Origin of the sequence: Streptococcus sp. LPB0220 (assembly GCF_008727815.1) — a bacterium.
Taxonomy (GTDB): domain Bacteria; phylum Bacillota; class Bacilli; order Lactobacillales; family Streptococcaceae; genus Streptococcus.
Genome location: NZ_CP044230.1, coordinates 1458119 through 1480445, shown reverse-complemented (window position 1 = coordinate 1480445; position 22327 = coordinate 1458119). Strand labels below are relative to the sequence as shown.

Sequence of the window (22327 nt, the reverse complement as noted above, 5' to 3'; positions counted from 1 at the left end):
AAAGGAGAAAAAATGGTCTTACAAAAATTAGAGAATTTCACAAATAAAGATATTATCAAAGAAGAAGCCGAAATCTTAACCAATTTATTAGATGATATTACGAAAAATTTGGTTCGTCCGGAAACCTTTGATAAAATTAGGCAGTTGAAGGATCTATCAAAAACACAGAACTATCGTGAGTTGAATCAACTAGTGGAACAATTGACAAATGAAGAAATGACAGTGATTTCACGTTATTTTGCTATTTTACCACTCTTGATTAACATCTCAGAAGATGTCGATTTGGCCTATGAAATCAATCATTTGAATAACGTGGATGGTGAATACCTCGGAAAACTTTCTTCAACCATTAAAGAAGTTGCAAAAAATGAAGATGCACAAGAAATTCTTGAAAATCTCAATATTGTACCTGTTTTAACAGCCCATCCAACTCAAGTGCAACGAAAAACCATGCTGGATTTAACCAATCATATTCACGCTCTTCTTCGTCAGCACCGGGATGTTAAAGCTGGTTTAATGAATGAGAATAAGTGGTATAACAACCTTCGTTGTAATATCGAAATCATGATGCAAACGGATATGATTCGTGACAAAAAATTGAAGGTTACCAATGAGATCACCAACGTCATGGAATATTACAATAGCTCCTTCTTACAAGCTGTTCCAAATCTTATGTTGGAATACAAACGCTTGGCAAAAGAGCATGGATTGGAGCTTGAACAACCACGTCCGATCACAATGGGCATGTGGATTGGGGGAGACCGGGACGGGAATCCGTTTGTAACAGCTGAGACCTTGAAGCGTTCAGCAACTATTCAAAGTGAAGTCATTTTGAACTATTACATCGAAAAGATTTCAAAATTATACCGTCATTTCTCCCTTTCAACGAGTCTTTCTAAAACAAGTGAAGCAGTAGCTGAAATGGCCGCCCTATCCAGTGATACATCCGTCTTTCGTGAAAAAGAACCTTACCGTCGGGCTTTCCACTATATCCAGTCAAAATTGATCCAGACTTTGGTCAATTTAAAAGAATGGACTATGGTTGGGGAAACTAGAGAAGATCGTTATGCTGTCGAGAGGTTATTAGGAGCAAACGCTCATCAACAAGGGCCAGTTTCTGATTATATCGGCAATCGTATCTCTGGAGCTTTAAAGAAAATTTCTGAGAAAGAAGCTCCAGCTTATGCCTCTGCTCAAGAATTCAAAGAAGACCTTGAAAAGATCAAAGATTCCTTGTTAGAAAACAAATCAGAGTATTTAATTTCTGGTGAGTTTGCAGAACTTCTAGAAGCCATCGATGTTTTTGGATTCTATCTCGCCTCTATTGATATGCGCCAGGATTCTAGTGTGCATGAAGCCTGTGTAGCAGAATTATTGAAATCGGCAGGGATTAATGACCATTATTCTGATTTACCAGAGGATGAAAAGTGTCAGGTTCTCTTGAAAGAACTCTTAGAAGACCCACGAATTTTATCAGCCACCCATGCTGAAAAATCTGAACTGCTTGAAAAAGAACTAGCAATTTTCCAAACGGCTCGTGAATTGAAAGATCGTTTAGGAGAAAAAGTCATTCGTCAAAACATCATTTCTCATGCAACAAGTGTATCAGATATGTTGGAATTGGCTGTGATGTTGAAAGAAGTGGGCTTAGTTGATACGGAAAAAGCTCGCGTGCAAATCGTACCTTTGTTTGAAACAATCGAAGATTTGGATCATTCAGAAGAAACTATGAGAAGCTACTTGTCTCTTCCAATTGCCAAACGTTGGATTGCTTCCAAGAACAACTACCAAGAAATTATGTTAGGTTACTCGGATTCTAACAAGGATGGTGGCTACTTGTCTTCTTGTTGGACCCTCTTTAAAGCCCAACAACAATTGACCGCTATCGGAGATGAGTTTGGAGTGAAGATTACCTTCTTCCATGGTCGTGGTGGTACGGTTGGTCGTGGTGGAGGTCCTACTTATGAAGCCATCACTTCTCAACCATTGAAATCCATTAATGACCGTATCCGCTTAACCGAGCAAGGAGAAGTGATCGGCAATAAATACGGGAACAAAGATGCCGCCTACTACAACCTTGAGATGCTCGTTTCAGCAACCATTAACCGGATGATTTCCGAACAAAAGAGTCCATTTTCTATGTTTGATCGTTTCGGGGAAGTCATGGATAAAGTCGTGAATCGCAGTTACGATATCTATCGTGATTTGGTCTTTGGAAATGAGCACTTCTATGATTACTTCTTTGAATCAAGTCCGATCAAAGCTATTTCTAGCTTTAATATTGGTTCGCGTCCAGCTGCCCGTAAGACTATTACAGAAATTGGTGGTTTGCGTGCCATTCCTTGGGTATTCTCTTGGTCACAAAGTCGGGTAATGTTCCCTGGTTGGTATGGAGTAGGTTCTAGCTTTAAGGAATTTATCGATGAGGATCCTGAGAATATTGAAACCCTTCGATATATGTATAAGAACTGGCCTTTCTTCCAATCTCTCTTGTCAAATGTGGACATGGTCTTATCCAAAGCCAACATGGACATTGCTTTTGAGTATGCGCAATTGTGTGAGGAAGAAGAAGTCCGCAATATCTATCAGATTATCTTACATGAATGGCAATTGACCAAGGATATCATCCTGATGATTGAGGAGCATGACGAATTGCTCGCGGAAAACCCTTATCTGAAAGAAAGTTTGGATTATCGGATGCCGTACTTTAACGTCTTGAACTATATTCAGTTAGAACTGATTCGACGTCAACGGACCGGCCAATTACCAGCCGATCAAGACAAGCTAATCCATATTACGATCAATGGAGTGGCTACAGGATTACGTAATTCAGGTTAAAAAAATCGGAACGACTGTTCCGATTTTTTTATTCCCTGAACCCAAAGGCGCAAAAGGTACGTATTGGGCTTGAATAGAAGATTTTAAATTAGAATTTTCAAAGCTAGAACAGGATCTTTCAGCAAGAGGACAAAACAAAAGGAAAGAAGAGGAATAATTAAGAAAATATAGGTAAAAGGCTTGCAATTTTATCTAAAATTCGATAGAATAGTAAGGAAAGTTAGACTGTATTGCCTACTGTCTATCTATAAAATATATTTTATTGGAGGCTTTTACTCAAATGGCAAAAGAAAAATACGATCGTAGTAAACCGCACGTTAACATCGGTACAATCGGACACGTTGACCACGGTAAAACTACCCTAACTGCAGCAATCACAACTGTTTTGGCACGTCGCTTGCCTTCATCAGTTAACCAACCAAAAGACTATGCGTCTATCGATGCTGCTCCAGAAGAACGCGAACGCGGTATCACTATCAACACTGCACACGTTGAGTACGAAACTGCTAAACGTCACTACGCTCACATCGACGCTCCAGGACACGCGGACTATGTTAAAAACATGATCACTGGTGCCGCTCAAATGGACGGAGCTATCCTTGTAGTAGCTTCAACTGATGGACCAATGCCACAAACTCGTGAACACATCCTTCTTTCACGTCAGGTTGGTGTTAAACACTTGATCGTCTTCATGAACAAAGTTGACTTGGTTGACGATGAAGAATTGCTTGAATTGGTTGAAATGGAAATCCGTGACCTTCTTTCAGAATACGATTTCCCAGGTGATGACCTTCCAGTTATCCAAGGTTCAGCTCTTAAAGCTCTTGAAGGTGACTCTAAATATGAAGACATCATCATGGAATTGATGGATACTGTTGATGAGTACATCCCAGAACCAGAACGCGATACTGACAAACCATTGCTTCTTCCAGTCGAAGACGTATTCTCAATCACTGGACGTGGTACAGTTGCTTCAGGTCGTATCGACCGTGGTGTTGTTCGTGTCAACGACGAAATCGAAATCGTTGGTATCAAAGAAGAAATCCAAAAAGCAGTTGTTACTGGTGTTGAAATGTTCCGTAAACAACTTGACGAAGGTCTTGCAGGGGATAACGTTGGTGTGCTTCTTCGTGGTATCCAACGTGATGAAATCGAACGTGGACAAGTTATCGCTAAACCAGGTTCAATCAACCCACACACTAAATTCAAAGGTGAAGTTTACATCCTTACTAAAGAAGAAGGTGGACGTCATACTCCATTCTTCAACAACTACCGTCCACAGTTCTACTTCCGTACAACTGACGTAACTGGATCTATCGAACTTCCAGCAGGAACTGAAATGGTTATGCCTGGTGATAACGTGACTATCGACGTTGAGTTGATCCACCCAATCGCCGTTGAACAAGGTACTACATTCTCAATCCGTGAAGGTGGACGTACTGTTGGTTCAGGTATGGTTACTGAAATCGAAGCTTAATTCGATCTAGTTCCCAGATTAACAATTATATAGACAGACAGAAAACCCCGTGAAGACGGGGTTTTTATTTTTTACAAAAAGTAAAATGAGCTTGTGCAACCTTTCATTATGACGAAATTTATGGTAAAATAGATAGTATAAAATTAGAAAAAAGAGGTATGTGAAATGTCACGTAAACCATTTATCGCTGGTAACTGGAAAATGAACAAAAATCCAGAAGAAGCAAAAGCATTCGTTGAAGCTGTAGCATCAAAACTTCCTTCAGCTGATCTTGTTGAAGCTGGTATCGCGGCTCCTGCAGTTGACTTGACAGCTGTACTTGCTGCTGCTAAAGGTTCAAACCTTAAAGTTGCTGCACAAAACACTTACTTTGAAAATGCTGGTGCCTTCACTGGTGAAACTAGCCCACAAGTTTTGAAAGAAATCGGTACTGACTACGTTGTTATTGGTCACTCAGAACGTCGTGATTACTTCCACGAAACTGATGAAGACATCAACAAAAAAGCAAAAGCAATCTTTGCGAACGGTATGCTTCCAATCATCTGTTGTGGTGAAAGCCTTGAAACTTACGAAGCTGGTAAAGCGGCAGAATTCGTAGGTGCTCAAGTTTCAGCTGCACTTGCTGGATTGACTGCAGAACAAGTCGCTTCAACAGTAATCGCCTACGAACCAATCTGGGCTATCGGTACTGGTAAATCTGCTTCACAAGACGATGCACAAAAAATGTGTAAAGTTGTTCGTGACGTTGTAGCAGCTGACTTTGGTCAAGAAGTAGCTGATAAAGTACGTGTTCAATACGGTGGTTCAGTTAAACCTGAAAACGTTGCAGAATATATGGCTTGTCCAGACGTTGACGGAGCTCTTGTAGGTGGTGCATCACTTGACCCAGAAAGCTTCTTGGCATTGCTTGACTTTGTTAAATAATGACATATAAAAAGGCGAGAGGTTTCTCGTCTTTTTTATAGTAGAAAAAGGCTGGGCAAAAACTGTCCAGCCTTTGATGTTTGATAGGAGTAAGTGTAAGACGCAGTGGTTGATTGGCATCTTTGTTCGCCTTTTAAGCTCCAAAGATGACCTAATCAACTGTGCGGGGGTGGGAAGACGAACTCTTTTTAACTTGTCGGAGTTCTTTCCCACTCCCTTTGAGTTAGGAACGTCCTAATAGTTTCTTAATGAGAGAAATCAGTTTGTATTTCAGAGGACTTGGGTAATAGCGGAAGGTCCCCATCTTACGAACGATGTAGCCATTGAAGTTTTGTTTGAAACGAAGAACACCGTCTGACCCGTCAAAGATTCCTTGAATACCCAGGAAGTTATATCTTGGGATACCACGTTTGATGGTTTCAAGCATCATATATTCTTGGAGAACAGCAGGAGCATAGAACTTATTAAATTCTGTATAAGAGCCACTGAATAAATAGGTGGATTCTTGTGGCATATAGACGAAGAGGCTACCTGCAAGAATGACGTCTTGATCTCCATATTTTTCAATATATTCTTTTGCGTCCTTCTTTCTCACCTCAAAGGTATCAAACTGGCTAGAGAATTCACGAAGTTGATTTTGTTTTTTTTCTGAATTGGGGTTGACTTCAAGATCCTTCTGTAATTTCTCAATCTTTTGAGCTAGTTTTCCTTGGTCTTTTTCAAGATTCGTGTAGTAATGGTGGAAGTTCAGCGTTGCGATCATGAAATCTGCTTTGTCGCCAAAACTGTCATAGAAAGTTTGGTAATAATCCAAGGTCTTATCCTGATAGTCGCGACGGTCACTGGTAGAAGAAGTAATATCCTTAAAGAGTTGCAGTTCATCTCGGTTTAATCGTTTCAGTTCAATACCGAAAGATTTGGCTTTCTTGACAAGTGGCTTTCCTTTTTTACTGAAGCTCTTGAGAAGATTTTTTTCGGTGATGCCCTCCATATCTTTCACATAATGCCAATCACCTTCTCCACCTGGATAACCTGTTGTTAAACCATCATGCTGATAGCCCAAGTTTTTAAGGGTATCCATAAAATGGGTTTGCTCTTCACTGGTTGGATTGCCGTCACTGTCAAAGGTTTGATAGGTATCATAGGGCTTGATAACGAGTTCAATAGCTCCATTCTCTTTCGCATAGTCTTTTAAGGCTGCATAGAAGGGTTCTAGCATAGCCTCCTCTTGGTAAAGGGGGCCAGAATTGATTTCCATATGGAGACCACCTGTCATAGGAAGACTGTACAAGATCGCTGCCACTTGGACTTGATCTTCTTGTTTCCAAGCGATAAATTGGACCGTGTTTCCTCGCTTTTCAAGCAGATCTGCCATTTCAGCAGACTGGATAAAAGAGCGATGGGAGACAGTATTTGCAAATGAGGTAAATTCTTCTTTTGAAATTGTCGTAAGAGTCATGTAACTTTATTTACTCCTTAATTTTTTCCGGATCTTGTAGACTTTGTTTACAAGTGGATAGAGTGGACTGGTTGGGAGGTTGAATTCCCCAACAAATTCTTCAATGACTGGATTAAATTTAGACTTGAAATGATAGAGACCACCATCAAGTGAATTTTCAATGCCCCCCATATTCTGCCAAGAAGCACCACGGTCGAAAGCGTGTTGGGCAGTTTCATACCAGGTGAGGATAGCAGGTTGGTAACGGCGGAATTCTTCATCCATCCCTGCATAAACATTTTCAGACGTCCCACCGAATTCAAGGGTTAAGGTCCCAGATAAAGGAACGACCTGTCTACCTGCTTGGAGATGCTGTTCAAGAAATTGCAGTTCTTCCTCTATCCGCTCTTTTTCTTTTTGGTTATTCTCAACCTTGCCAGGCTTTGTTTTTTCTGTGAATTTTTCAGCCTCTGCCTTATTTTTTTCAAGATCTTTTGTAAGGGAGGTTTTCCGTTTCTCGAGATCTAGCGTAGACAAAGTAATGTAGGATTGTCCTTGGTAGGTTGTGAGTAGTTTTTCGTAGTAGTCTTTTCCACGTAAATGAATGCTTTTACGAGCTTCAGTCTTTTTCATGAGAGAAGCAAAGTCCTCTAACAATTCAGTCCCACCAAATTGGACTTGGATCCCTTTGTTTCGAGCTGTTCGGATGGCTTGTCGAGTAGATTTTGAAAGATCTTGCTCAGTGAAAAACTCTTTGTGGATATTCGCTTGAAAGCGTGGTTGGATATTTTCTGCCATATCACTGGTTCGGCCAGTCCATTCAACTCCTTCTGTTGTTAGGGTATCGATCACCGCTTGCACAGCAGGAGTTTCCGTCTGTTCTTGTCCAATCAAGTGTTTACTCAAAAAAAGACTTGGATCAAATTTCACAAATAAGGCCTTGTATTGTTTGGCTATCTTTTTAAGGGACTGGATCACATATGAAACCAGCTCCTTGTTTTGGTAATCCATGATGGGGCCTCGAGGAATGTAGAGCATGGAAAAGCCAAGTGGCAGGGGTTGAATCAAGATGTTTGCAACAGCGACTAATTGGTCTTCTTGATAAAAACCAACCCGTTCATTTCCCCAATTATCTTTGATTTTTGCCCATGAGCTGCTTTGTAAGAGATTGGTTTGATCACTCTGAATAACAAAGTCATCATGCTCACTAGCAGAAATTCCTAGCTGGTAATGGTACATTTCTTATAATACCCACTTTCTAATGGCATATGCAACGCCAGATTCATCATTTGATTTGGTAATAGTTGTAGCAATTTTTTTAAGAGCTGGATTGCCATTCTCCATAACGACGGCATGTCCCACGACTTCTAGCATGGAACGGTCATTTTCCTCATCTCCGATGGCCATGGTTTCTTCTTGCTGGATTCCAAGTCGTTCAGCTAGATGAAGAACAGCTGATCCCTTATTGGTTGTTTTCCCTAGAATTTCTAAATAAAAAGGGGCTGATTTGACCATAGTGAAGCGGTTTTTGAATTCTTTAGGAATTTTTGCAATCGCAGCATCTAGAATGTCTGGTTCATCGATATACATGGCCTTGACAAATTCTTTCTCACGAACTTCTTCAGGCGTCCGGTAATAAAGGGGCATATTGACCAGTTGAGATTCATGAATGGTGTAGCGTCCGATATCTCGATTGCTGGTATAGATGCCGTCTTTAGTAATAGCATGAGAGTGGATTTGGAGTTTGTTAGCAAGAGACTCGATATCGAGATAGTCCTCATAATCTAAAAGGTCCTTGATGAGTTCTTTTCCAGTAGCGGTTTCTTGCACCAGACCGCCATTAAAGGTAATGACATAATCCTCAGGATCCGTGAGATGAAGTTGTGCTAACAAGTTTGAGACACCTGCGATGGGACGACCAGTTGTGATCACGATTTTCACACCTGCAGCTTTTGCGTCTTGAATGGCTTCAAAAACGGAAGGTGTAATTTCTTTTTTTGAATTAAGTAGCGTACCATCGATATCGATCGCGACTAATTTAATGGACATCCGTCTCTCCTGTAAAATAATCATTGGTGATATAGGAAGTAAATTCCTCCACTTGTTTACTGAAAAGTCCATTAACCTCCAACATTTCTTTTGGAAAATAGAAGCGGTTGTCCCCATAGCGGGTTCCTGCAAGGGCAGCGACAAGTGGAGATAACTGAGACAACTCGGCCAAACTTCCATCTTTTCTTATCATCTCAATCTGAGTCCGCGGTTTTTCAAGCTCTGGTCGATAAATATCGTAGGGCAAATCGAAATTTTGGTGGATGGCTGTGTAATAAGTAGGATTAAACCCAACCTCTTTAATCAGTTTTTCAAGGATTGCTAAGTCTTTTCGCTTATCTTCTGTAAATAGAGTCGATTTAAAGACTTTCCGATTAATATAGCGCTGAGCAAGATCAGACAAGATGGTATCCGGACTATCCATCCAGACTTGGAAATAGGTATTCATCACACCGTCATCTAGATTTAAGTAGTCTTGGATAGTGACTTCTTCTTCAAAAAATGGAATCAAGCGAGGTGAAGTCAGTTGAAAATACTCTTTCTGATCTGGATAAATGGTTCTAGCGCGTTTGAGTAGATTTTGAAGGAGGACTTCCATGGCACGAGTAGCTGGGTGGAAGTAGACCTGCATATACATTTGGTAACGGCTGACCACGTAATCCTCGACAGCATGCATGCCATTTTGTTGGAAGGCAATGCCATTTTCAATCGGTCGAATAACGCGCAAAATACGGGTCAAGTCAAATTTTCCATAGGAAGCACCCGTAAAGTAGGCATCCCGCAGTAAATAATCCATCCGGTCCACATCAATTTGACTAGAAATCAATTGCACCACTTGTTTATTGGGGTAGGTATGATCAATGACGCTGGCTACACGATTTGGGAAATCAGGAGCTACCTGTAAGAGGATCTGATTGACCTCCGTCTCTGGACTGGTGATGATCAGCTGGGTCATTTTTTCATGATCGGTCCCAAACAGTCCTTCAAAGGTATGGGAATAGGCACCATGTCCAATGTCATGAAGAAGGGCGGCTGTCATGGTCAGTAAGTTTTCATCAGAATGCCATTGCTCTGCATACTTTTCCTCAAAAATGGACAGAATGCGTCTTGAAATTTCATAGGCGCCAAGACAGTGAGAAAAACGACTATGCTCCCCACCGTGGAAGGTAAAACCAGATGTCCCCAGTTGTTTGATGCGGCGTAGTCGTTGAAATTCTTTGCTATTAATTAATTGATAAATGATGGGATGATCCACATGAACGTAATCATGCACGGGATCGCGAAAGACTTTTTCATTCATGGGTCTATTATAGCAAAAAAAAGCCTATTTTGCGATCTAGAGGCTAATAGGGGCAGTCAAAATGCGTAAAATTTGATAGAATAGTATGGCAAGAAAAGAAGAGAAGGAGACAAAGATGCAGATTCGCATTCAAAATACCATTCGATTTGGAGAAGAAATGGAAATTGTTGATCAGTACTATCAAGGTGAATGGAAGGAAAAAGCAGGTTTTCAATATCTCTTGTATACCAATGAAGAAGATGAAAAGGTTGCTTTGAAATTTTCCAACGATGAATTGGTCATGACACGATTCTCAAGTCCTAAATCCATCATGCGTTTCTACAAAAATGAAGATGGTGGGGCAATCATCCCAACTCCGATGGGCATTCAGCAGTTTTTGATTACAACAGACCTCTTTCAATTAGAAGCAGGTCATTTGCAAGTCTCTTATCGCTTGTTAACTCTCGATGGCGAACAGGAATTTGCCAATTATCAATTGCTGGTGGAATGGGAAGAATAATCCTCATTAAATTATTCGAGATCCTGCTTGCTTTATTCTATAAAAATGGTATAATAAAACCACTCAAGGGAGTAGCTGGCGGTTTTCCGCGATAGTGTCGTCATTACGAAATTATTTCCGGCACTATATTAAACGGCGAGACTTGTTTTTTCAAACAGGTCTCTTTTTTGTGCAAAAGAGACCTAGTAGAAAGCTATAAGGAGGAAATTATTTTGTCAAAAGAACAAAATAAAGCTTTGTTTTATACACAGAGTAAAGAAGAAGTTCTAAAGGAATTGGACTCTTCAATTGAAGGCTTGTCAACTGTTCAAGCTCAAGAACGTTTAGCGACTTATGGTCATAATGAACTGGACGAAGGTGAAAAACGTAGCCTCTTGTCTAAGTTTATCGATCAGTTTAAAGATTTGATGATCATCATCTTGTTGATCGCTGCAGCTCTCTCTGTGATCACAGAAGGAATGGACGGCCTTACAGATGCCATGATCATCTTAGCCGTTGTTGTTTTGAACGCAGCCTTTGGTGTCTACCAAGAAGGACAAGCCGAAGCAGCTATCGAAGCGCTGAAAAACATGTCTAGTCCATTAGCGCGTGTCCGCCGTGATGGTCACGTGATTGAAATTGATTCTAAAGAATTGGTCCCAGGTGATATCGTTCTTCTGGAAGCTGGAGATGTGGTTCCTGCAGATATGCGTTTGTTTGAAGCAGCTTCTCTTAAAATTGAAGAAGCAGCTCTTACAGGGGAGTCTGTGCCAGTTGAAAAAGATGTGACAGGACTTGTTGAAGCAGATGCTGGTATTGGGGACCGCGTTAATATGGGTTACCAAAACTCAAATGTAACTTATGGTCGTGGTATTGGTGTCGTAACAAACACTGGTATGTATACAGAAGTTGGTAAGATTGCAGATATGTTGGCTAATGCCGATGAGACTGAAACACCATTGAAGCAAAGCTTGGAACAATTATCTAAAGCCTTGACTTACTTAATTGTTGTGATTGCGGTCATTACTTTCTTAGTTGGTGTCTTCGTTCGTGGAGAGCATCCATTAGAAGGCTTGATGGTTGCGGTAGCCCTTGCGGTTGCGGCCATTCCAGAAGGACTTCCTGCCATTGTAACTATCGTTCTATCTTTGGGAACTACAACCCTTGCCAAACGCAATTCGATTGTTCGTAAATTACCAGCGGTTGAAACTCTTGGTTCAACAGAAATCATCGCATCTGATAAAACAGGTACTTTGACTATGAACCAAATGACTGTTGAGAAGGTCTACACCAACGGTCAATTGCAAAGCTCAGCAGCTGAGATTACTGCTAGCAACAATACCCTTCGTATCATGAACTTTGCCAATGATACTAAGGTGGACCCATCTGGCAAGTTGATTGGGGACCCAACAGAGACTGCTTTGGTACAGTTTGGTTTGGATCACAATTTTGATGTTCGCGAAATTTTGAAGGATGAACCACGTGTGGCAGAATTGCCATTTGACTCTGACCGTAAGCTTATGTCAACTATCCATAAGGAATCGGACGGTTCTTACTTTATCGCTGTGAAGGGTGCGCCTGACCAATTGCTCAAACGTGTGACGCGTATTGAAGTCAATGGGGAAGTTCGTCCTATCACGGATGAAGATAAGAAAGCTATCCTTGCTACCAACAAAGACTTGGCTAAACAAGCCCTTCGTGTCTTGATGATGGCTTATAAGACAAGCAAGGAAATTCCAACTTTGGAGTCTGAAATTGTTGAGTCTGACCTGATCTTCTCTGGTTTGGTCGGTATGATTGACCCTGAGCGTCCAGAAGCTGCAGAAGCTGTCCGTGTCGCTAAGGAGGCAGGTATCCGTCCGATCATGATCACAGGTGACCACCAAGATACGGCAGAAGCGATTGCCAAACGTTTGGGAATTATCGATCCAAATGATACAGAAGACCATGTCTTTACAGGGGCTGAGTTGAATGAACTCACTGATGAAGAATTCCAAAAAGTCTTCAAGCAATACTCTGTCTATGCGCGTGTATCACCTGAACACAAGGTTCGGATCGTGAAAGCTTGGCAAAATGAAGGAAAAGTTGTTGCCATGACTGGTGACGGGGTCAACGATGCACCATCACTTAAGACGGCTGATATCGGGATCGGTATGGGGATTACAGGTACAGAGGTTTCTAAGGGAGCTTCAGACATGGTCCTTGCAGATGACAACTTTGCAACCATTATCGTAGCGGTAGAAGAAGGACGTAAGGTCTTCTCCAATATCCAAAAATCAATCCAATACCTCTTGTCTGCCAATATGGCTGAAGTCTTCACCATCTTCTTTGCAACCCTCTTTGGTTGGGATGTGTTGCAACCCGTACATCTTCTCTGGATTAACTTGGTAACAGATACTCTTCCAGCCATCGCCCTTGGTGTGGAACCAGCTGAGCCAGGTGTCATGACCCACAAACCTCGTGGACGTAAATCTAACTTCTTTGACGGTGGGGTCTTTGGAGCTATTCTTTATCAAGGTGTCTTCCAAACCATGCTGGTTCTTGGTGTTTATGGCTGGGCCTTGCTCTATCCAGAACATGCAACTCGTGCCGAAATCCATGCAGACGCTTTGACTATGGCATTTGCAACTCTTGGTTTGATCCAATTGCTCCATGCCTTTAACGTTAAATCGGTTTACCAATCCATCTTTAAAGTGGGACTCTTCAAGAACAAGACCTTTAACTGGTCGATTCCAGTTGCCTTTGTTCTCTTGATGGCGACCATCATTGTCCCTGGATTTAACAAACTCTTCCATGTGTCTCATTTAAGCTTGACACAATGGTTAGCTGTTATGATTGGTTCGCTCTTGATTGTTGTTCTTGTTGAGATTGTTAAAGCCGTTCAACGTGCACTTGGAAAAGATAAAAACGCCATTTAAGCATAAAAAAAGTCATCTTCGGATGGCTTTTTTTGCGGGCAAAATAGACTGGGCATATTTCTTGAGGTAGGTGTGGATTTTTGATAAACTAGTCAACAGTTTGAAGAAAGGAAACTTAGTTATGAAAAAGTTTTTTGCTGAAGTAATCGGCACATTTATGCTTGTCTTTATCGGGACTGGCGCAGTTGTTTTTGGAAATGGAACAGAAGGTCTGGGACATTTAGGAATTGCTTTGGCATTCGGTTTATCCATTGTTGCAGCAGCTTACTCAATTGGGACTGTTTCTGGTGCCCACTTGAACCCAGCTGTTTCGATTGCCATGTTTGTGAACAAACGCTTGTCTTCAAAGGACTTGATTAATTATATTGCAGCGCAAGTAGTGGGGGCGGTTCTCGCATCTGCAACAGTACTCTTCCTCTTGTCAAATTCAGGTATGTCAACAGCTAGTCTTGGTGAAAATGCCTTGGCTAAAGGAGTGACTCCATTTGGCGGTTTCTTGTTTGAAGTGATTGCGTCCTTTATCTTTATCTTAGTCATCATGACAGTGACATCAGCTACCAAAGGTAATGGGAAAATCGCTGGTCTTGTGATCGGTTTGAGCTTGACTTTGATTATTCTTGTTGGTTTGAACATTACAGGACTTTCTGTTAACCCAGCTCGTAGCTTGGCACCTGCCCTCTTTGTTGGTGGTGCAGCCCTTCAACAAATTTGGATCTTTATCTTGGCTCCAATTGTCGGTGGTGTTCTAGCTGCAATCGTTGCAAAAAATCTCTTGGATACAGAAGAGTAAAAAAAATTGGTTCCGAAGGAACCAATTTTTTTTTACAGTTCAAGGATCGTCATGGTTTGAGAAAATTCATGAGCGAGCTGTTTTTTCTTGTATGCTTTAAATTCGGGGAGGTCTTTGATTCTGCGATAGCGTTTGTAGGGATCGTATCGTTTTGGAAAATCATATTCAGGAAAAGCATCGAAAAATTGTTTGCAAAGCTCCCATTCTCGGACATAGCCTAAAGGTCTGGCATGATAGGTGATATTGTCGATTTTCCTATCTGAAATTCTGTGGTGGCTGTGTCCAAATATGACATCTTTGACAGGGAATTGCCGAAAAAGCTCATGAAAGGCTTGGCTCCCTAGAAAAGCATTAAAGCGTTCAAAATAAGGGTGGCGCAGGAGAAACTGACTATGAGGAACAAAGTGCATGGCGATGATCAGGGGTTGGTCTACACGCATGAGCTCTTGTTCCAGTTCTTGCAACAGACGTTGGGTAATGGCTGGATCAGATCCCATTCGTTGGAGGCGTCTGTCAAACCAAAACAGATTCTTGGTTTGGAGATGTTTTTGGGGAGAAATAGTAGGAACAAAGCTGTAGTCATACCAGCCCGAAAAGGCAAGAAGCGTATGATTGGAGAATGAGATTTTTTGAAATTCAAAAGGTCTCATGGCTTCTTCTGATAGGCCCAGCATATCATGATTTCCTAGGCTAAAGGTCACTGGAAGGTGACATTGAAGTTGGTCTAAAAATTCCTGTGACGTCTTTTCAAAGCCGTTGGCAATATCTCCTGCAATATGGAGATGTTGAATTTTTTTGTCCTTGAAAAGAGTGATCAGGGTCTCTAATTCTTCTTTGCCGAAGTTGTTTGAATCAATATGTAAATCGGATATAAAAGCTACTGTTGTCATGCTACCAGTCTAGCATAAGAGCATCTTTTTTTCTAACAATTAGGTTACAAATGAATAGAAAAAATGCTGAAAATCAGCTGGATTGGTGGTGGTCAACCAGCAGATCCAATATTGGAAGGTGGGCAAATAGTGAAGGTTATGATATAATAGACTAGATACATAGAAAGAGGTACTTATGGACATTTCAGAAATTCGTCAAAAAATTGACGCAAATCGTGAAAAATTAGCTTCTTTCAGGGGGTCTCTTTGACTTAGAGGCATTGGAAGAAGAAATTGCCATTTTAGAAAATAAAATGACAGAACCTGATTTTTGGGATGATAACATTGCTGCGCAAAAGACATCTCAAGAATTAAATGAACTCAAACAGACCTATGAAAATTTCCATCAAATGGTGGATCTCTTTGATGAGTCAGAAATCTTACTGGACTTTTTGGCAGAAGACGATTCGGTCAAGGAAGAATTGATCGATAAGTTGGAGGAGCTGGATAAACGTATGACCAGCTATGAGATGACCTTGCTATTGTCTGAACCCTATGACAATAATAATGCCATCTTAGAAATCCACCCAGGTTCAGGAGGAACAGAAGCTCAGGACTGGGGCGACATGCTTCTTCGGATGTATACTCGTTTTGGGAATGCCCACGGCTTTAAAGTTGAAGTCTTGGACTATCAGGCTGGAGATGAGGCTGGAATCAAGTCTGTGACCCTATCCTTTGAAGGGCCACATGCATACGGTCTTCTGAAATCTGAAATGGGGGTACACCGTTTGGTTCGGATCTCTCCATTTGACTCCGCTAAACGTCGTCATACCTCCTTTACATCTGTTGAGGTCATGCCCGAATTAGACGATACCATCGAAGTCGAAGTTCGTGATGATGATATCAAGATGGACACCTTCCGCTCTGGTGGAGCTGGTGGACAAAACGTCAACAAGGTTTCTACAGGGGTGCGCTTGACCCACATTCCGACAGGGATTGTAGTGGCGTCCACCGTGGATCGGACCCAATACGGGAACCGTGATCGTGCGATGAAGATGTTGCAAGCTAAACTCTACCAATTAGAGCAAGAGAAAAAAGCAGCAGAAGTGGATTCTCTAAAAGGGGATAAAAAAGAAATCACCTGGGGAAGTCAAATCCGCTCCTATGTTTTTACCCCTTACACGATGGTTAAGGATCACCGGACCAACTACGAAGTAGCGCAGGTGGACAAGGTGATGGATGGAGATATCGATGGCTTTATCGATGCCTACCTTAAATGGCGTCTCCAATAACCTAGAGGGAATCAACCAGAAAAGAATGAAAGGAATTTCATTACATGTCAATGATTGAAATGAAAGATGTTGTCAAAAAGTATGACAACGGGACGACGGCCCTTCGCGGGGTCTCTGTCCAAATTGAACCAGGAGAATTTGCCTACATCGTAGGACCTTCTGGTGCAGGGAAGTCGACCTTTATTCGACTTTTATACCGTGAAGTCAAACACGATAAAGGAAGTTTGAAAGTAGCTGATTTTGATTTGGATAAAATCAAAAAACGCGATATTCCTATGTTGCGACGCAATGTGGGAGTGGTCTTCCAAGATTATAAATTGCTTCCAAAGAAAACCGTTTATGAAAATATTGCCTACGCTATGCAAGTTATCGGTGAGCGCCGTCGCAATATTAAAAAGCGTGTGATGGAAGTTTTGGATCTTGTCGGATTGAAACACAAGGTCCGCTCATTCCCGAATGAATTGTCCGGTGGGGAGCAACAACGGATTGCGATTGCTCGTGCGATCGTCAACAATCCGAAAGTCTTGATTGCGGATGAGCCAACGGGGAACTTGGACCCAGATAATTCATGGGAAATCATGAATCTTTTGGAGCGGATTAATCTGCAAGGGACCACAGTATTGATGGCGACCCACAATAGCCAGATTGTAAATACTTTACGTCACCGTGTCATCGCGATTGAAAATGGTCGTGTAGTGCGTGATGAAGCGGAAGGAGAGTACGGATACGATGATTAGAAGATTTTTCCGACACTTAATCGAATCGCTTAAAAGCTTGAAACGAAATGGTTGGATGACGATTGCAGCGGTCAGCTCGGTTATGATTACCCTTAGTTTGGTTGCTATTTTCGCCTCAGTTATTGCCAATACCATCAAGCTTTCAGATGATATTCAAAACAGTGTGCGGGTTGTAGTATACATGCGCAAGGATATTCAAGATCAGAGCGAGCAGATTGAAAAAGACGGTCAAACCGTGACCAATGAAAACTACCATAAGGTCTACGATGCTCTGACAGCCATGAAGCATGTTGACAAGGTTGATTTTTCTAGCAAGGAAGAGCAGTATGATAAACTGATCAAAACGGCTGGGAACAACTGGAAGATTTTTGATGGAGATGCCAATCCTCTCTATGATGCTTATTATGTAGAGACAACAGCTCCTAAATATGTAAAGCAAGTTTCGGCTGATGCCAAAAAAATTGAAGGGGTCTCTGAAGTTAAAGATGGTGGGGTCGATACCCAACGCTTGTTTGCTCTTGGAACCTTCATCCGAAACTGGGGCTTGATTGGTGTAGCTTTATTGATCTTCATCGCAGTCTTCTTGATTTCAAATACCATTCGGATTACCATCATTTCACGTAGTCGTGAGATTAAGATTATGCGACTGGTAGGAGCAAAAAATGGCTATATTCGTGCACCATTCCTTTTAGAAGGTGCTTGGATCGGTCTTTTGGGAGCCTTGGTTCCTTCAGCTTTAGTCTTCTACGTTTATAATGTTGTCTATACATCTATGAACAATAATTTGGCAGATCAAAACTTGTATCTCTATAGTCCTCATCTCTTGGTACCGATCATGGTCGGTGGCCTCTTTGGATTAGGAATTTTGATTGGAGCGATTGGTTCTTCAATCTCCATGAGACGTTTTCTTAAGATATAATAAAAAAGCAAGTTCGCACTTGCTTTTTTTGTCTACTTTTATGAGGACAGGAAGGATGATAAGGACTCTTTAGGATTGTCTAAAGAAGGGATTGAACATCTTCTCGTGACCAATAGAAGTTTCAGGGCCATGACCGGGATAGACAGTGTAGGAAGATGGAAGGGTAAAGAGCTCTTCTCTGATACTGCTAAGTAACTGTGTCGCGTTCCCTGTCGGAAGATCGGTCCGTCCGATAGTTTCGCGAAAAAGGGCGTCACCGGATAGAACCAGGTGATCCTCAGGAAAGACGATAGAGACTCCTCCTGCAGAGTGGCCTGGTGTCTCCAGAACATAAAAGTGGAAATCGGCTATTTGGTAATCGGAGCGAATGTCATAAAGGAAGTCGGCCTCCTTGCATACCACATCTTCTAAATCCGCATGACGATCCAAACCAGATAAATTATCGACAGGAGAAGACAACCAACTGGCTTCTGCTGAATGGACATAAACAGGTGGGAAATGATAGGTCTGACGAACCTTTTCAAGACTCATAATGTGATCGTAATGCGTATGGGTTAAAAGAATCGCTACAATTGGTTTTCCGATGCGATCTATTTGTTTTTGAATAGTCGCCCAGTCGCTACCTGGATCGACAAGAATGAGGGAGTGGTCATTTTCAAGGTAGTAGGTATTTTCAGAAGCTACAGGATTAACAGTACGATAGATTTTCATAAGGACTCCTTTCTAGAATAGTGTATCAAATTGCAAGGAAAATAACAGGATTGAAGTCAACATGAAAGGAGAAAAAAATCTGCAGAGCTTGCTCAAACGTGATATAATTTTAAGTATTATGACAAGACAGAAACGGAAATATGCCATTGTGGATCTGGAAGCGACCAGTGCTGGAAGCAATGCTAAGATCATTCAGGTTGGGATTGTCATCATCGAAGATGGGAGGATTACGCAATCCTATGAGACGGATGTGAATCCCCATGAACGATTGGATGAGCATATCAAACAATTGACTGGCCTGACAGATGCTCGCTTGAAAAAAGCACCAGAGTTTGCACAAGTGGCAAAAGAAATTTTTGAATTAATAGAAGATGCCGTCTTTGTGGCCCATAATGTCAAATTTGATGCGAATTTATTGGCAGAAGCCCTCTTTTGGGAAGGATTTGAGCTAACGACTCCTCGGATTGATACGGTTGAATTGTCCCAAATTTTCTATCCGACTTTAGAACGCTACAATTTAGGAGCGCTTGCAGCTGAACTGGAAATTGAGTTGCACCATGCTCACTCCGCTTTAGCGGATGCTATGGCAACAGCCCAACTGCTGTTGAAATTGAGAGAGAAAATTGCGAGCTTACCGAGAGGATTGATCGAAAAACTTCTTTCGATGGCAGATTGTTTGATTTATGAATCACGACTCTTAATAGAAGATGCGCTTGAAGACAGTAGCCTTTTTTTACCAGCTCATTTAGTAGAAGTTCATGGTCTCTATCTGCGAAAGCCACAGCAGTTTTTAGAAAGTCGTCATTTGTCTGAACAGTTTGAACTCAATATGCAGCTGTTGGGAATGGAGGCTTATCCGGAGCAGAGAGAATTTGTTGCCTATATCGAGGATAGTTTGCAACAGCCACTTCCGAGTTTTATTGAAGCACCAACGGGTATTGGGAAGACTTACGCTTATCTATTAACGCTTTTGGCGAAAACCTCTAAGCGCATTCTTGTCAGTGTTCCCACTAAAATTCTTCAGGATCAAATTATGAAGAAGGAAGGAAAGACTATCCAAGATCTTTTCCAAATTCCCTTTCATAGCCTAAAAAGTCCCAAGGATTACATCCAACTTGATAAATTTTATGAGGCCTTACAGGGTGAGTCAGATAATGGGATGATTCGACGCTTTAAAATGCAACTCTTGGTTTGGCTGACGATGACAGAAACAGGAGAGTTCAGTGAAATTGGCCAACTCTATCGTCATCTTCATTTTGTTTCTGAGATATGCCACGACGGCCAATTGTCGAAGCGTTCACTTTTTTATCAGGAAGATTTTTGGCGCCTCGGCCAGGAAAAAGTGAAAACCAGCCGAGTAATTCTGACCAATCATGCCTATCTGTTAACTCGTCTAGAAGATGATAAGAGTCTACTTCAAGAATCTGTTCTGGTAGTGGATGAAGCGCAAAAACTCTTCTTTGCTTTAGAGCAGTTTTCACAGAGAGAAGAAAACTTGCAATCTCTTCTTCTAGGCTTGCAACACGCCATCGAAGAGGAAAAAGATCTTCTGCAAAGGCGTTTGCTGGAGAGTATTCAATTTGAGTTAAATGCCTGCTCTAAGGAAGTTGTACAAGGAAAAACAGCGATCTTATCTGATCAAACGGTAGCAAAAATTCGACAGGATGTCTCAGAATTAAAAAACGAATCATTAGAGAATCTAAGGGAATTGTTTGATGAGCGCTACCAAACCTTTTGGATGGACAAGGAAGTGGTCGAAAGCCACCAGATTCTTCGTCTCCATGGAGGAGTTGAGGACTTGCTATCCTTTAAGGAGTTTGTGCCTGAAGAAGTACCCGTGCTCTTTGTATCAGCGACGATCGCGATCAGCAAAAAGGTGCATTTACCTGCTCTTTTAGGATATCAAGAGCAGCAGATCTACCGGGTGCCAATAACAGTCAAACAACACCAGGAATTGCTGGTGCCGATAGATTTTCCAGATGTCGTTTCTCTATCTTCCGTGGAGTATGCAGGAGAGATTTGTCAGCTCATCGATGAACTTTTTCCTCTAAGAAAACCAATTTTTCTCTTGTTTACCTCAAAAGAATTGTTACTGGAGACGTCAAACGCCTTGAAGTTTCCTCATTTGGCCCAGTATCGAAATGGCGATGCAGCTAATATTAAGCGACGATTTGACCGAGGAGAAACCTCTATTTTATTGGGAACAGGAAGCTTTTGGGAGGGAGTCGATTTTTCCCAACAAAAAGAAGTGATTCAAATCATCACGCGCCTTCCTTTTGACAACCCTAAAGATTATATGGTTCAAAAGCTGAATACCCAACTCAGAGAACAGGGGAAAAATCCCTTTTATGACTATAGCCTTCCGGTCGCGATTTTAAGGCTCAAACAGGCTATTGGGAGAACCAGCCGTTTTCAAGACCAGGAATCGTTGGTCCTCTTATTGGATCAGCGGGTGGTGACCAAACGATATGGAAAACAAATTTTAGATGGCTTGCAGCAAGTGTTGCCCCTTCACACAACAGTGAGAGAGCGGCTTGTTGAGCAAGCAGCTGACTTTTTTGAAAGGAATTGAGAGAATGAAAAATAAAGGATTTGGACTTGCAATTGCATTTGTACTGGCTCTTTGTGCCATGTTATTGGGAACTTTCTTTCCCATCATTGGCTCCAGTGTCTTTGCTTTGATTTTAGGAATTGTCCTCAATGAATTAGTAGATTTGCCAGAGAATTCACGACCAGGACTGAACTGGTCCGGTAAGAAATTATTGCAGTATTCGATTATCTTCATGGGATTTAGCTTGCCGATTGCGACGGTTGCCTCTACCGGCTTGTCTTCTTTGAAGATTAGTCTGCCAACGATAACAGTTGCCTTTCTTGCAGCGATGATCTTTGGGAGAGTCTTCCATCTGAAATCTCATCTACGGACCTTAATTGGATTTGGAACGGCTATTTGTGGTGGATCTGCTATCGCAGCAGCTGCTCCGATCATTGAAGCAGACGAAGAGGAAATTGCCTTATCTATGTCAACTATCTTCTTCTTCAACATTCTGGCTGTCTTTATCTTTCCAGTATTAGGGCATTTATGGCATATGTCTAATTTTCAATTTGGCCTCTGGTCAGGAACAGCTATTAACGATACGTCATCAGTTGTAGCAGCAGCATTTTCTTATAGTAAGGCGGCGGGTGAAATGGCGACCATTGTTAAGTTGACACGCGCCCTGATGATTGTACCAGTTTGTTTGGGCTTGATCGGTTTAAAATGGTATCGGAGCAAGCAACAAGGAAGAAACAAAGGAATGTTAAAGAAAATTATTCCTTGGTTCATCATTTGGTTTATTGTGGCTTCTATTCTTTCATCTATCGGCTTGGTACCTAAAGTGGTTCTTCCTTACCTAAAGGACCTTTCTCACCTCTTTATGGCCATGGCCTTGGTTGGAATCGGAAGCAAGGTTTCTTGGAAACAGTTCCGTTCGGCTGGAGCAGCCCCCCTTCTGGTAGGTTTGATTGCTTGGTTCTGTGTGGCAGGATCTAGCTTGATTCTACAGATGTTGTTCTATTAATTAATTTGATGATTCTCACAGAAAGGAACG

17 protein-coding genes are annotated in these 22327 nt (G+C 41.6%); 11 read left to right on the top strand and 6 right to left on the bottom strand.

From position 1 onward, the window contains the following. Nucleotides 1–12 precede the first annotated feature (12 nt). The 3 genes from ppc (at nucleotide 13) to tpiA (ending at nucleotide 5239) form a co-directional block, all read left to right on the top strand. Nucleotides 13–2838, top strand: coding sequence for a phosphoenolpyruvate carboxylase (ppc, locus tag LPB220_RS07680; protein WP_150906368.1), 2826 nt, complete (start codon nucleotides 13–15; stop codon nucleotides 2836–2838). 280 nt (nucleotides 2839–3118) lie between these two features. Beyond that, entirely contained in the window at nucleotides 3119–4315 is a 1197-nt protein-coding gene (gene tuf, locus LPB220_RS07675) for an elongation factor Tu (protein WP_003002543.1), read from the top strand. A 165-nt stretch (nucleotides 4316–4480) separates the two neighbouring features. Continuing rightward, on the top strand, nucleotides 4481–5239 hold the full coding sequence (tpiA, locus tag LPB220_RS07670; RefSeq protein WP_003008052.1) for a triose-phosphate isomerase: 759 nt from the start codon (nucleotides 4481–4483) through the stop codon (nucleotides 5237–5239). 223 nt (nucleotides 5240–5462) lie between these two features. On the opposite strand, the gene LPB220_RS07665 is transcribed toward tpiA, so the two are convergent. The 4 genes from LPB220_RS07665 to LPB220_RS07650 are packed head-to-tail and all read right to left on the bottom strand — an operon-like array spanning nucleotide 5463 to nucleotide 10026. Beyond that, nucleotides 5463–6698: an aminoacyltransferase gene (locus LPB220_RS07665; RefSeq protein ID WP_049491112.1), complete on the bottom strand. Its 1236-nt coding sequence runs from the start codon at nucleotides 6696–6698 to the stop codon at nucleotides 5463–5465. Between the two features lie 6 nt (nucleotides 6699–6704). Continuing rightward, nucleotides 6705–7916: an aminoacyltransferase gene (locus tag LPB220_RS07660; RefSeq protein WP_134974095.1), complete on the bottom strand. Its 1212-nt coding sequence runs from the start codon at nucleotides 7914–7916 to the stop codon at nucleotides 6705–6707. Between the two features lie 3 nt (nucleotides 7917–7919). Continuing rightward, entirely contained in the window at nucleotides 7920–8726 is an 807-nt protein-coding gene (yidA, locus tag LPB220_RS07655; RefSeq protein WP_150906367.1) for a sugar-phosphatase, read from the bottom strand. Continuing rightward, on the bottom strand, nucleotides 8716–10026 hold the full coding sequence (locus LPB220_RS07650) for an HD domain-containing protein (protein ID WP_023918647.1): 1311 nt from the start codon (nucleotides 10024–10026) through the stop codon (nucleotides 8716–8718). Before LPB220_RS07650 ends, yidA begins: the two co-directional genes overlap by 11 nt. Nucleotides 10027–10141: 115 nt before the next feature. On the opposite strand from LPB220_RS07650, the gene LPB220_RS07645 reads away from it, so the two are divergent. From LPB220_RS07645 to LPB220_RS07635, 3 genes are all read left to right on the top strand, one after another. Continuing rightward, a complete protein-coding gene (locus tag LPB220_RS07645) occupies nucleotides 10142–10525 on the top strand; it encodes a DUF1934 domain-containing protein (protein ID WP_003008038.1) in 384 nt (127 codons plus the stop codon). 212 nt (nucleotides 10526–10737) lie between these two features. Beyond that, a complete protein-coding gene (locus tag LPB220_RS07640) occupies nucleotides 10738–13422 on the top strand; it encodes a cation-translocating P-type ATPase (protein ID WP_150906366.1) in 2685 nt (894 codons plus the stop codon). A gap of 121 nt (nucleotides 13423–13543) precedes the next feature. Further along, a complete protein-coding gene (locus LPB220_RS07635) occupies nucleotides 13544–14212 on the top strand; it encodes an MIP/aquaporin family protein (protein WP_049472434.1) in 669 nt (222 codons plus the stop codon). Nucleotides 14213–14244: 32 nt separating this feature from the next. Here the strand turns inward: LPB220_RS07635 and LPB220_RS07630 are convergent, their stop codons facing one another. Then, complete coding sequence (locus tag LPB220_RS07630) at nucleotides 14245–15102, bottom strand: metallophosphoesterase (RefSeq protein WP_049491100.1); 858 nt, start codon at nucleotides 15100–15102, stop codon at nucleotides 14245–14247. Nucleotides 15103–15277: 175 nt separating this feature from the next. Here LPB220_RS07630 and prfB point away from each other — a divergent pair. The 3 genes from prfB (at nucleotide 15278) to ftsX (ending at nucleotide 18029) form a co-directional block, all read left to right on the top strand. Further along, nucleotides 15278–16373, top strand: a protein-coding gene (gene prfB / locus LPB220_RS07625; protein WP_150906365.1) for a peptide chain release factor 2 whose coding sequence is annotated in 2 segments (ribosomal slippage) — nucleotides 15278–15349 and nucleotides 15351–16373 — 1095 coding nt in all. Because the reading frame shifts where the segments join, the coding sequence is not laid out codon by codon here. Between the two features lie 44 nt (nucleotides 16374–16417). Then, nucleotides 16418–17110 carry a cell division ATP-binding protein FtsE gene (ftsE, locus tag LPB220_RS07620; protein ID WP_003008021.1) on the top strand — a complete coding sequence of 231 codons (693 nt, stop codon included), beginning with the start codon at nucleotides 16418–16420 and terminating at the stop codon, nucleotides 17108–17110. Beyond that, a complete protein-coding gene (gene ftsX, locus LPB220_RS07615) occupies nucleotides 17103–18029 on the top strand; it encodes a permease-like cell division protein FtsX (protein ID WP_042759907.1) in 927 nt (308 codons plus the stop codon). The genes ftsE and ftsX overlap by 8 nt, the downstream gene beginning before the upstream one ends. A gap of 69 nt (nucleotides 18030–18098) precedes the next feature. Here ftsX and LPB220_RS07610 read toward each other — a convergent pair whose 3' ends face one another. Then, entirely contained in the window at nucleotides 18099–18740 is a 642-nt protein-coding gene (locus LPB220_RS07610; protein ID WP_118396703.1) for an MBL fold metallo-hydrolase, read from the bottom strand. A gap of 118 nt (nucleotides 18741–18858) precedes the next feature. On the opposite strand from LPB220_RS07610, the gene LPB220_RS07605 reads away from it, so the two are divergent. Further along, nucleotides 18859–21312 carry a bifunctional DnaQ family exonuclease/ATP-dependent helicase gene (locus LPB220_RS07605; protein WP_150906835.1) on the top strand — a complete coding sequence of 818 codons (2454 nt, stop codon included), beginning with the start codon at nucleotides 18859–18861 and terminating at the stop codon, nucleotides 21310–21312. Nucleotides 21313–21316: 4 nt separating this feature from the next. Then, the gene (locus LPB220_RS07600) at nucleotides 21317–22297 is read left to right on the top strand and encodes a YeiH family protein (RefSeq protein WP_150906364.1); all 981 of its coding nucleotides are present in this window, start codon (nucleotides 21317–21319) and stop codon (nucleotides 22295–22297) included. Nucleotides 22298–22327 lie beyond the last annotated feature (30 nt).